This window comes from Ruegeria sp. YTSA168 (genome assembly GCF_059610045.1).
The window spans coordinates 370,879-382,689 of record NZ_JBXWMW010000002.1 but is presented as its reverse complement, the minus strand read 5'-3'; the positions used below and the strand labels follow the sequence as shown (position 1 = coordinate 382,689).

The following is an 11,811-nucleotide window of genomic DNA, read 5'->3' as shown; positions in this document are numbered from 1 at the left end:
GTGGCTTGTGACGCCATAGGCCGGGAGGGAGAACGTAGGCCTCTCTGCCCTAGCGCACGGCCTTGGGGAGATCGGCTCCGGTGCGACCGCGCATCAATTTTCAACTCGCGTGCAACCAGGGCTTGGCATTTGACGGTGGCAGCGGCGTCTGACCCAGAATGTGATCAGACGCTTTCTCCCCGACCATGATCGAGGGTCCGTTCAGATTCCCGTTGGTGATACGTGGGAAGATTGAACTGTCGGCAACGCGCAGCCCGTCTACTCCGATCACGCGGCATTCCGGGTCGACTACGGCTGTTTTGTCATCGGCCCGGCCCATCTTGCAAGTGCCGCAAGGATGATACGCGCTCTCGGCATGTTCGCGGATGAACCCGTCCAGATCCTCATTGGATTGCAACGCCGCGCCGGGCTGGATCTCGGATTTCACATAAGGTTTGAACGCATCCTGTGCGAAAATCTCGCGCGTCATGCGGATGCACCTGCGAAAATCGATCCAGTCCTGCTGGGTGCTCATATAGTTGAACCGGATTTCCGGCGCGGCCAGCGGGTCTGCCGACCGTAGTTGGATTGATCCGCGAGAGGGGGACCGCATTGGGCCGACATGTGCCTGAAACCCATGACCTTCGGCAGCGGCTTTGCCATCATACCGCACCGCCATAGGTAGGAAATGGTACTGTACATCCGGATAGGTTTTTGCAGGGTCAGACCGCAAAAACGCAGCCGATTCAAACTGGTTCGACGCCCCGAGACCCTTTTTGAAGAACAGCCATTGCGCTCCGATCACGGCCTTGGAGAACAGGTTCCAGTGTTTATACAGCGTGATCGGCTGCTTACTGGCCATCTGGATATAGAGTTCCAGATGATCCTGCAGGTTCTGTCCAACCCCGGGTCGGTCGGCGACAACGTCGATCCCATGCTCTTTTAGATGCGCCGCCGGCCCAATGCCGGACAGCATCAGCAGTTTTGGGGAGTTGATGGATGAGGCCGCAACAATCACCTCGCGGTTTGCATGCAGAACCTCGGTTTTTGATCCGTTGATCACTTCGACACCGGTCGCGCGTCCGTTTTCGATCACGATCCGTTTGGCAAAGGCGCGGACAAGCTGGCAGTTCTCGCGCTTCAGGGCTGGCCTCAGATAGGCGTTCGCAGCAGACCAGCGTCGACCTTTGTAAACGGTCTGCTCCATCGGGCCAAAGCCTTCTTGCTTTTCGCCGTTGTAGTCCTCGGTCAACTCGTATCCGGCCTGCTGGCCCGCTTCGACAAAGGCGTGAAACAGCGGGTTCTTTCGGGGGCCGCGCGTCACATGAAGCGGCCCGTTCGTACCCCGCCACATCGGGTCGCCACCATGCCCGGCGCTGTTCCAGGTTTCCATCCGCTTGAAATAGGGAAGCACGTTCTTGTAGGCCCAGCCATCAGCACCGGCATCCTGCCAATGGTCATAATCCAGCGCATGACCACGGACATAGACCATCCCGTTGATTGATGACGATCCACCGATAACCTTACCGCGTGGCGTTGCCAACCGTCGGTTGTTCAATTGGGGTTCCGGTTCGCTCTGGAACCCCCAATCGTATAGGGGCATGTTCATCGGGTAGGACAGCGCCGCAGGCATCTGGATGAAGGGCCCTACATCCGAGCCGCCAAATTCGATCACCAGTACCGAATGTTTGCCATTTTCTGACAGCCGATAGGCCATCGCACACCCGGCAGAGCCTGCGCCGATGATGATGTAATCTGCACTCAGCTTGGTCATGATCAGTACGGTGCCTCAACAGGTGTCATTCGCACGAAAACTGTTTTGAGTTGGCTGTAATGTTCGATTGCAGCCTTCGAGTTCTCGCGCCCGACGCCGGATTTCTTCATCCCGCCAAAAGGGATTTCGACCGGTGCGTCGTTGTAGGAATTGATGAAACAGGTGCCCGCATCCAAGCGGTCAATGACCCGATGCGCGCGCGTCAGGTCTGAGGTGAAAACGCCTGCTGCCAGCCCCAATTCGGTGTCATTGGCACGGGTGATCACCTCGTCTTCGGTTTCAAATTCAAGGATCGACATGACCGGGCCGAAAATCTCTTCCCGCGCGATGGTCATGTCATCGTGCACATCCGAGAAGATGACCGGTTCAACAAAGAACCCATCTCTGTCGATCGATGCACCGCCATAGGCGAGGGTTGCGCCTTCGGCCTTGCCTTTGGCGATATAGCCCTCGACGATCTTAAGCTGGCGGGCCGACACCATCGGCCCCATCTGGGTTTCTTCGTCCCTGGGATCGCCGATGATGATCTTGGATGTCCGCTCGATCAGCCGTTCAAGAAAGCGATCCTTGATCCCGGATTGAACAAAGACGCGCGTTCCGTTGGAACAGACCTGACCAGTTGAATAAAAGTTGCCCAGCAGCGCGCCGCCAACCGCCTCTTCAAGCGACGCGTCGTCGAATATGATCAGAGGCGACTTTCCACCCAGTTCCATTGTCACATGCTTCATGCCCGCTGCAGCCGAGGCATAGACCTTGGCCCCGGTCGCAGCCGAGCCGGTTAGTGAGACTTTGTCGATATCAGGATGCTGTGTCAGCGCCGCGCCCACATCGCCATAGCCTTGTATGACGTTGAACAGACCGGCGGGTGCACCGGCCTCGACCAGAATCTCGGCAATCTTCAGTGCGCTCAACGGCGTGAACTCGGACGGCTTGAAGACCATCGCGTTTCCGCAGGCCAGAGCAGGGGCCCCTTTCCAGCACGCGATCTGAGTGGGATAGTTCCACGCCCCGATGCCGGCACACACGCCCAGAGGGACGCGTTTCGTATAGGCCCAATCTTCGCCTAGCGGGATATGTTCGCCGGTCACGCTGGCGGCAAGCCCGCCGAAATACTCCAGCGCATCTGCGCCCGAGGTTGCATCGGCGCAGATCGTCTCTTGCAGCGGTTTGCCTGTGTCATGGGTTTCCAACCAGGACAGATCATGATTGCGGGCGCGGATCAGGTCTGCGGCGCGGCGCAGCACCCGGCCCCGCTCGGTTCCGGTTTGTTTGGCCCACTGGATTTGCGCTGCTCGCGCCGATTTGACGGCAAGCTCAACAATCTCAGGCGTGGCCGAATGTAGGCGTGCGATTTCTTCGCCATTTGCCGGGAAGACGCAGGAAATCGGGGTGCCGTTTGCATCCTCGATATAGGCGCCATTCACGAAATGGCTGGCCTTTGGTTGAAAGTCCATCTTGATATTCCGTTATGTCACTGGGGCTGATGTTCAGCACCGATCGGACAGGTTTTTGACCAGTGAGGTGTTCGATATTTCGCCCAAACGCGATCCGTCGCGCATGACGATCAAAGGCGTTCCGTCATCGGGCAGAATTGACATGACGTCTTTGACGGCCATCTCCGCCGGGATTTCGCGCCCTTCAGCCTGACCGGGTGGCCCCATGACATCTTCGGCCGTGAGAACACCCAGAGGGTTCATATGATTGACGAATTCCGTCACATACTCGTTCGCGGGGTCCGTATATATTTCCTTTGGCGTTCCGCTTTGCACGATGCGCCCACCTTCAAGAATGGCGATCTTGTCGCCCAGCTTGAAGGCTTCATCCAGATCGTGGCTGACAAAGATGATTGTGCGTTTGAGTTTGCGCTGAAGCTCCAGCAGCTCGTTTTGCAAATGGTTGCGGATCAGCGGGTCCAAGGCTGAAAACGGTTCATCCATCAGCAGGATCGGCGCTTCTGTAACAAAGGCCCGTGCCAGCCCGACACGTTGTTGCATGCCGCCTGATAGTTCTGAAACCTTTAGATCGGCCCATTCGGACAGGCCGACAAGCTCAAGCTGGCGATCCACGCGGTCCTTGGTCTCTTTTTGCGGTGCGCCACTTAGCTCCAGCCCAAGGCCAACATTTTCACGGACGCTGCGCCAGGGCAGCAGGCCAAACTGCTGAAACACCATGGCGACGCTGCTTTGGCGTATCGATCGCAGGGTCGCCGCATCCGCGCGGTTCACATTGACCAGAGATCCCTGATGGCGCAACTGCACATCGCCGCGCACCACGGGGTTCAGGCCATTCACACTGCGCAGCAGCGTTGATTTGCCAGACCCGGACAGGCCCATCAGAACCAGAATCTCGCCTTCGTCAACGGTCAGAGAGCAATCGTGCACCCCCAGAACCTGACCGGTCAGGTCACGGATTTCAGCGCGATCCTTTCCTTGATCCATCTCTGGCAAAGCGCGTTTCGGGTTGTCCCCGAACACAATCGAGACATTGTCGAACTTGACTGCAGTTGTCATGGTCAGCGCTCCATTCTCAGCATGCGGTCAAGCGCGATAGCGATAACCACGATGACAAGGCCGCTTTCGAACCCAAGCGCCGTGTTGACCTGGTTCAAGGCGCGCACAACCGGAACCCCCAGACCGCTGGCCCCGACCAGAGCCGCGATGACCACCATCGACAGCGACAGCATGATAGTCTGGTTCAATCCGGCCATGATCTGCGGTAAGGCCCACGGGATTTCAACTTTGACAAGCTTCTGAAACGGGGTCGCACCAAAGGCGTCGACGGCTTCCAGCAGCGATTCGGGCGTCGAAGACACACCCAAATGGGTCAGGCGGATCGGGGCAGGCAAAACGAAGATGACCGTTGCAATCAGTCCGGGCACCATTCCGATACCAAAAAAGACGATCGCGGGGATCAGATAGACAAAGGTTGGCAGTGTCTGCATCAGGTCCAGAACTGGCCGCAAAAAGCTGAAAAATCGCGGGCGATGAGCCGCGGCGATGCCAATTGGCACACCGATTGACATGCAGACGACACAGGCCGACAGAACCAGTGTCAGGCTTTCGGTGGTTTCTTCCCAATAGCCTTGGTTGATCACAAACAAGAAGGACAGAAATACCAGCAAACTGGTCTTCCAATTGCGCTGCAAAAGATAGGATATTGCGGTAAATGCAAGCACCGTGATCAGCGGGTTGGGGGTTTGAAGAACCCACAAAATGCCGTCAATCAGCGCCTCGAGGCCTGTTGCCAGAGCATCAAAAAAGAATGCACCCTTATTCTGCACCCATAAGAAAATCTGTTCGAGAAACTTCCCGACCGGGATTTTCGTACCCTCTAGCCAATCCATGGTTTCCCTTCCGCATCACAAAAAATCTCCGACCCTCACGGAGAAATAAGGGCCGGAGACAGAGTTGGTTTTTAGCTGAGATCAGAGGCCCAGAGCGCTTTTGACCGCCGCATTCGCATCACCGCCATCCAGCGTTGTGACCCCGTCCAGCCAAACCTCGACAGTGTCCATATTGCCAGCGAGCCAGGCCTTGGCCGCATCCGCCGGATCCTGACCATCTTCCAGAATGGCTGCCATGATTTCGTTTTCCATCGGCAGCGTGAATTCGAGATTGGTTAGCAACGCGCCAACATTGGGGCATTCGGTGACATAGCCACTGCGCGTGTTGGTATAGACGTCGCCTTCGGCGCCGAACCACTCTTCGCCACCGGTTAGGTAGGTCAACTCCATATTCGAGTTCATCGGGTGCGGGGCCCAGCCCAGGAACACCACGGGTTTACCCCGGCCATCGATGCGCGATGCCTGTGCCAGCATGCCCTGTTCCGAGCTTTCCACCAGGTTCATTGCGGACAGGCCAAACTTATCTTCGGCAATCAAGTCCAGAACGATGCGGTTGCCGTCGTTGCCCGGCTCGATCCCGTAGATGGTGCCATCCAGAGCGTCCGCATGTGTGGCGATATCGGCGAAGGTTGCAATGCCCAGATCACGACCCGCCGCGTTGGTTGCCAGGGTGTACTGCGTACCCTTCAGATTGGCCCGAACCGTGTCCACAGTACCTGCTTCGCGGTAAGGGGCGATGTCGGCCTCCATGGTGGGCATCCAGTTGCCCAGGAAGACATCCACATCCCCCAATTCGAGCGATTTGTAGGTCACCGGCACGGATAGGACTTTGACATCCGTCTCATAACCCAGCGCCTCAAGAATGGTTGTGGTTGTGGCTGTCGTTGCGGTAATGTCTGTCCACCCCACATCCGAAAACGTAACTTTGTCGCAGGCCGCATAAGCAGCGTTTGCGCTCAGAAGCGCCGCCAGCGCCGTTGCAGTCACTTTGAAAGACATCATCTTCTCCCATTGGCTTTTTGTATATTTATTGACGTATAATCAAAAAATTGATTCATTAGTCAACAATCAATTTATTTGACCCTGTTTCTATGATGAACTAGGCGCTGGATATGCCAAGAACAAAAATCAAAGACATACGCAAAAACGAGATTATCGAGGCCGCGATTGCCGAGATCGGGCGGACTGGTACAACCGACATTACGGTTGCAAAGATCGCGGATGTCGCAGGTGTGTCCAGCGGGTTGGCGCATCACTATTTTGGCAGTAAGGAACAGATACTGATCTCGGCCATGCGGCGCATTCTGGCGATCTTTGGCGCCGATGTGCGCAATGGGCTGGCGCGTTCACGGTCGCCTGAACAACGCCTGGAAGCTATTATAGTCTCATGTTTTTCCAGCCAGAACTTCCGCCCCGGCATCACCAATGCCTGGCTGAGCTTTTATGTGCAGGCGCAATATTCCAAAGACACTGAACGTCTGTTGCATATCTATTATCACAGGCTGCAATCCAACCTGAAAAGCAATCTGAAACCACTTGTGGGCGCGCGAGCTGACGAGGTAGCGGTTGCGTTGGCATCTTTGATTGATGGGCTCTACATTCGATTGTCGTTCAAGGGTGGAAACCTCAGTCCCGATGAAGCAACTGAAATTGCTCTGGGCTATCTGCGTCAGAGCCTTTCGGTGACCGTAGCCTGACATAAGCTGCGCCTGATCCGACTGCTTCGCCATAGACCAGCAGTTTTTCTACAATCAAATGTGACCTTTTTCACGGCGGTGAAACACGCACTGTGATAGAGAGCAGCACGCGTTGACGCTATTTTTCGCGCCAGCGTTCTAAGACCAATTCAATTTAAAATATTTGTTTTCAAAGGAGTGTTAGACATGGCAGTCAATCGCCGAGAGGCCGCATTTGAAGGCCGGGTATCCGCTGCACGCATGGCGCGTGATCGGATGCATCCAGACCATACCGCCAATGGTGACGAGCAGAGATACGCCACCGCACACTATCCGATGAGCTTTACCAAAGGGCTTGATCATAACCCCGTGACGGGGCTTGTCGACAACAAGGACCATTTCGAAGCCTTCCGTCAGGCCATCGATGAAGGCTGGATCGAGCCGTTTACGTCCCGAGTTCACGTTCCAGAACCGCCGGAAGGAAAGGGGCGCAGAAAGTGGGAGGCACCAACAGCAGGTGTGGTCTACGATCTTGAAGGGCCCGACGCGCAGGCAGTTACCATGCCGCCCGCGCCCGCATTGTGCAGCGATGAGCTGACCTTTGAGATGGCCGAAGTCTATGAGTTGGCCATTTTGCGCGATGTATCCTTCTCGCAGTTTCAGACAGGGGGTGCCGCTCTGGCCAATTCGGTTGCTCGTTTGAATAAGCTTGATTTTGCGAAGAAAAAGTTCCCGGGCAACCGAGGCCGCACCCGCGCGACCGAGGATACGCTGGATGCCCAGACAGCGTTCCGGGGTTCATCTCCGGGCTGTGATAAAGGCCCGTACCTGTCCCAATTCATGTTGATTGGTACCCGTGATCAGGCCAATTCCGTCGATCTGAAGGATGGCTTTATCAGTTTTGGTGCGCAGCAGGTGGACCAACGCGTTTTGGTAGCCGCCGAAGGCGATGACTATATGACGACGTGGCAGGCTTGGCTGGACGTTCAGCAGGGCTATGACGTTAACATGTGTGGCGCGGGGCAAGATTTTAGCGAGAAGAAGCGCTGTTTCATCAGAACGCCCCGTGATCTGGCCACATACGTCCACTATGACGCGCTATATCAGGCTTATCTGAATGCCTGTTTGATCCTGCTGGGAATGGGTACGCCGTTTGATCCGGGGTTTGCCAATCTCTCGGGGATGCGCGATGTTTACGATCCCGACATGGGCCGGGCGCAGAATGCGGGCGGCTTTGCGCTTTATGGTGGGCCGCACATTCTGACGCTGGTGACCGAAGTGGCGACACGCGCGCTGAAGGCGGTGCGGTTCCAGAAGTTCAACAACCATCTGCGTCTGCGCCCCGAAGCGCTGGCCGCGCGCCTGGCCAAGGCGGATGTGATTGAGCAATGCCACCCCAGCCTCTGCGGGGCGTTCAGCAAGATGTGCGATGATCTGTCCAAGAACACAGATGATAACGGGAAATCAACCCTTGGTATGATCGTCCATGGGAATGATGCCCAGCCGGATGAATTCACCAACGGCAACTTCCTTCTGCCCATGGCCTTTGGCGAAGGCTCGCCCATGCATCCGGCTTATGGTGCCGGGCATGCGACAGTGGCTGGTGCCTGCGTGACCGTGCTCAAGGCGTTCTTTGACACCGGTGCTGTCCTGGGCATCAACGCTGACGACAGAGACTGCAACCATGAGAAAGATGGGTTCTACCGCAGCATTTCCGAAGCGGTTCAGTACACCGCCCCCGCTGAGGGGTGTTGTGAACTTGACCGCACGGTGATCGGCTGCCCTCTGACGCTTGAAGGTGAGCTGAACAAACTTGCGGCCAATATTTCAATCGGGCGCAACATGGCCGGGGTACACTACTACTCCGACTACTATGACAGTCTGCGAATGGGTGAAGAGATCGCGATTGCGATGCTCGAAGAGCAGGCGATCTGTTACCCGACTGATCCCTTTGTCCTGTCGGTTCCCACGTTCGACGGTCCGGTGCGCCGGATTGGAAACCGATAACCAAAGAAGGGTGCCCCCGTTTTCCTCGGGGGCACTGTTTCACTGGCTGATAAGCTGAAAAAACTCGATCAATCGGCCGTTTGGGTCAGTGATCTTGAGCAGATGAATGCCCGGTTCTTCAATAATTTCAGGTGCCGTAGCGCCTGTGTTTTGAATACGGATACGCAGGGTGTTCAAATCACCTGACTGAATATACGGGACCGCGCCGGTGCCTGCTTGGGCGTCAGGCGCGTATTTGTTGCGTGACACGATCGCAAACCAACCGCCGGAAATATCGAAGGCGACAAACCCCTCCAGTTGGATCACCGGGTCACGTCCGAAAAGTGTGCGATAGAATGTTTCGGATTCCTGCATGTCATTGGTCGGCACATAAGCGCCCATGGCCAAGAGTGCTGTATCTTGTGCAGCCGAACCGCCGCTGCCCGCGAAGAGCATCGCAAGTGTCAAAGATAGGACGTGCTTCATTCAATCATCTCCTGTTTCAGGTCTGATCTGATACCTACATGTCCGCTGCTGACAGCATGCTGTCATCATGGTGTCAGCATAGGTATCCTGCCCCAAAAGGGAGAGCGGCATGAGACGCGGTGACAGGCTGTTTGAGATCATTGAAATTCTGCGGCGGGCGAAGGTTCCGATCTCGGGGCAGGCGATTGGCGCTGAGCTAGGAGTGACCAAACGAACCATCTATCGCGACATCGCTGCCCTGATGGCCCAGGGCGTTCCAATTCAGGGTGAAGCCGGTGTTGGCTATGTGCTGGAGTCTGGCTTTCACATGCCGCCCCTAATGCTGACTTCAGATGAGATCGAAGCGGCAATTCTGGGCGCGCAATGGGTGCGAACGCGTGGCGAGCCAGAGCTGGCGCTGGCTGCGGAAAAGTTGTTGTCAAAGATCGAAACGGTCAGCCCGGCACGGTTCGAGGCGTCGTTTGCCGCCCCAATCCTAAGCGTCGTGCCTGTTGTTCCTGTGTCAGAGGTCTTGTCAGCGGCTGACATTCGTCAGGCCATCCGGCAGCGTGCGAAGATTTCGCTGACCTATCGTGACAGCAAGAATGCTCTGACCGATCGGGTGATCTGGCCGATCCTTCTGGGCTATCGGGACGCAGACCGGATTATTGCAGCCTGGTGCGAACTTCGTGAGGGGTTTCGATATTTCAGAACTGAACTGATCGTTCAGGGACAGATTCTGTCGGACAAAATCCCACGTCGGATGGACCTCTTGCGAGCCAAATGGCGCGCAGCGATGGAGGCTGAGCGCAAGCGGTTCACCCTGGGATCAAGCAGTTAGTCTCCGGTAGTGCACCAGGCCGTGTAAGCCGTCATCAATGCCTGCAACTCTTCGGGGCTGGTCGGATACCTGTCATAGCGATGGACAGAGGAGGTGTTGGACCATTCCAACTTGTCTTCGCGCATAACCTCAAGAAAGGGTTCAAACTTGCCGGCATCGTCCAACACAGATGTGCGCAGGTTGATCCGGTCTGTTTGGCCGACCTCGGAATAGACAAAGCAGAGGCAGGAACGGCAGTAGAAATGCCGCCGCTCGGCCGAGTGCAGCCCTCCTGTTACAAGTGGGCCGGTGCATGCAAAGCTGTCGCGCGGAAACATCGTGGTCAATGAAAACGCGCTGGCAGTGAGTTTTTGGCAATCGGCGCAATGACACGCTATTGTCAGCAAAGGCAGGGACGAGATGGTGATATGTACCGCGCCACACAGACATTGGCCTGAATATGGGGGCTGTGGGATGCCCATTATAAACACTTCCTTTTTCTATTCAGAGGGGGTCCGCTGGCGAATGGGAGAGCTGATATCTACGGCTGTTCCGGTCGGATCACGTAGCATCAGACGTCGCTGGCCGTAGAACAGATCAGTCGGGGGCTGGATAATCTCGGCCCCATTTGCAATGGCTTTGCGATACAGCTCCTCTACGTCGTCGGCGACAAAGGTGAGGATCGTACCAGCGGGGGGCCATGCCAGAATATCTGGAACCGACTCATGATCTTTGTCAAGAATGCCAAGCTCAAATGCTGGGTGATCCTCATGGGTCAGAAGGATAAACCATCCAAAGTCGCCGCTGCGTGTCAGGCCCAGCAGGTCTTCGTAGAACATGGCTGTTGCGGTGACATCATGGGTCAGGATGTTGGTAAAGGCGCGTTGCATCGGGTGTCCTTACTGTAAATCTATGGATGAAAAGGTCCGTATCCTCGCCCTGTCGCGGGCGGGGAAGGTGTTATGCGATGGCACGATAGGAGGTCATCGTGAGGTAGCCAGCATCTCCAGTGTGGCCTGGGTTTCTGCATCTGCGGGAAACATGAGTTCGATATTCAGATCCGCAATGACAATGTCTTCTGCGGTGCGAAACTGGGAAAAGGTGGAGAACAGGCTAAGCCGCAAGTGACCGGCCCGATATATCGTGGGGATCACAGGCGGCAACGGCCCTGAGGGTCGCCAGGCTGCAATGGCCGGATCGGCGGCCAGCCGTGCAGCGGCTTCGTCCAGTTCGGACACTCCGCCAGCCTGCAAGCTCTCGGATCGTAGACGGACCAACGTGTGATGGCCAACCTCTCCCCAGTTCTCGACAATGCTGGGTCCCCAATCGGGATCGCAAATTGCTTCAATCAGACTATCCCCTTCGGACAGGCCTGCAACCGCCAACAACGCGCGGGCCGCTTGATTGAGCTGTCGCAGTCGCCAAAGCCCATCCAGAACAATCGCAGGGTAGGGATCGTGGCTGGACAGAAGATGTGTGATCGCATCATTAATGGGCTTCAGCAAGGCGCTGTCGGGGGCTTCCTGCCCATAGAGCGCCGCAAATCCGGCCCCGTTCAGCAGGCGATTCCGCTCGGGTCTTGGGACCTCCAGAACCTCAGACAGGCGTAGAACCATGTCGCGGCTGGGTCGCGCGCGACCGGTTTCCAAAAACGAAATATGGCGTGCTGAAACATCCGCGAGACCTGCCAGTTGCAGCTGGCTTAGCCCACGAGTGCTGCGCCAGCCTTTCAGCAGCGAACCGAACTGTGCCATAACTGCCCTCCTTC

The 11,811-nt window shown here is 56.4% G+C and carries 12 protein-coding genes; 3 read left to right on the top strand and 9 right to left on the bottom strand.

Translation table 11 applies throughout. The annotated features are described in order from the left end of the window. Nucleotides 1–100: 100 nt before the first annotated feature. The 5 genes from betA to choX all read right to left on the bottom strand — a co-directional run bounded on the left by betA (nucleotide 101) and on the right by choX (nucleotide 6,095). On the bottom strand, nucleotides 101–1,744 hold the full coding sequence (gene betA / locus AC2FFE_RS05520) for a choline dehydrogenase (RefSeq protein WP_496846231.1): 1,644 nt from the start codon (nucleotides 1,742–1,744) through the stop codon (nucleotides 101–103). Between the two features lie 11 nt (nucleotides 1,745–1,755). Beyond that, a complete protein-coding gene (gene betB / locus AC2FFE_RS05515) occupies nucleotides 1,756–3,207 on the bottom strand; it encodes a betaine-aldehyde dehydrogenase (RefSeq protein WP_496817957.1) in 1,452 nt (483 codons plus the stop codon). Between the two features lie 33 nt (nucleotides 3,208–3,240). Continuing rightward, the gene (choV, locus tag AC2FFE_RS05510) at nucleotides 3,241–4,263 is read right to left on the bottom strand and encodes a choline ABC transporter ATP-binding protein (protein WP_496817958.1); all 1,023 of its coding nucleotides are present in this window, start codon (nucleotides 4,261–4,263) and stop codon (nucleotides 3,241–3,243) included. Between the two features lie 2 nt (nucleotides 4,264–4,265). Then, nucleotides 4,266–5,096 carry a choline ABC transporter permease subunit gene (gene choW, locus AC2FFE_RS05505; protein WP_496817959.1) on the bottom strand — a complete coding sequence of 277 codons (831 nt, stop codon included), beginning with the start codon at nucleotides 5,094–5,096 and terminating at the stop codon, nucleotides 4,266–4,268. Nucleotides 5,097–5,177: 81 nt separating this feature from the next. Then, on the bottom strand, nucleotides 5,178–6,095 hold the full coding sequence (choX, locus tag AC2FFE_RS05500) for a choline ABC transporter substrate-binding protein (protein WP_170535326.1): 918 nt from the start codon (nucleotides 6,093–6,095) through the stop codon (nucleotides 5,178–5,180). A gap of 113 nt (nucleotides 6,096–6,208) precedes the next feature. On the opposite strand from choX, the gene betI reads away from it, so the two are divergent. Then, a complete protein-coding gene (gene betI / locus AC2FFE_RS05495; RefSeq protein WP_496817960.1) occupies nucleotides 6,209–6,793 on the top strand; it encodes a choline-binding transcriptional repressor BetI in 585 nt (194 codons plus the stop codon). A 186-nt stretch (nucleotides 6,794–6,979) separates the two neighbouring features. Further along, the gene (locus AC2FFE_RS05490) at nucleotides 6,980–8,779 is read left to right on the top strand and encodes a vanadium-dependent haloperoxidase (RefSeq protein WP_496817961.1); all 1,800 of its coding nucleotides are present in this window, start codon (nucleotides 6,980–6,982) and stop codon (nucleotides 8,777–8,779) included. Nucleotides 8,780–8,818: 39 nt separating this feature from the next. Here the strand turns inward: AC2FFE_RS05490 and AC2FFE_RS05485 are convergent, their stop codons facing one another. After that, nucleotides 8,819–9,244, bottom strand: coding sequence for a VOC family protein (locus tag AC2FFE_RS05485; protein ID WP_496846097.1), 426 nt, complete (start codon nucleotides 9,242–9,244; stop codon nucleotides 8,819–8,821). Nucleotides 9,245–9,353: 109 nt separating this feature from the next. Here AC2FFE_RS05485 and AC2FFE_RS05480 point away from each other — a divergent pair, with 109 nt between their 5' ends. Further along, entirely contained in the window at nucleotides 9,354–10,064 is a 711-nt protein-coding gene (locus AC2FFE_RS05480) for a helix-turn-helix transcriptional regulator (RefSeq protein WP_496817963.1), read from the top strand. Here the strand turns inward: AC2FFE_RS05480 and AC2FFE_RS05475 are convergent. The 3 genes from AC2FFE_RS05475 to AC2FFE_RS05465 all read right to left on the bottom strand — a co-directional run bounded on the left by AC2FFE_RS05475 (nucleotide 10,061) and on the right by AC2FFE_RS05465 (nucleotide 11,797). Next, nucleotides 10,061–10,525 carry a GFA family protein gene (locus AC2FFE_RS05475; RefSeq protein ID WP_496817964.1) on the bottom strand — a complete coding sequence of 155 codons (465 nt, stop codon included), beginning with the start codon at nucleotides 10,523–10,525 and terminating at the stop codon, nucleotides 10,061–10,063. The two genes, AC2FFE_RS05480 and AC2FFE_RS05475, sit on opposite strands and share 4 nt — an antisense overlap. Nucleotides 10,526–10,543: 18 nt before the next feature. Continuing rightward, complete coding sequence (locus tag AC2FFE_RS05470) at nucleotides 10,544–10,933, bottom strand: VOC family protein (RefSeq protein ID WP_496817965.1); 390 nt, start codon at nucleotides 10,931–10,933, stop codon at nucleotides 10,544–10,546. Between the two features lie 93 nt (nucleotides 10,934–11,026). Then, nucleotides 11,027–11,797 (bottom strand): helix-turn-helix domain-containing protein, encoded by a 771-nt coding sequence (locus AC2FFE_RS05465; protein WP_496817966.1) that lies wholly within the window; start codon nucleotides 11,795–11,797, stop codon nucleotides 11,027–11,029. Nucleotides 11,798–11,811 lie beyond the last annotated feature (14 nt).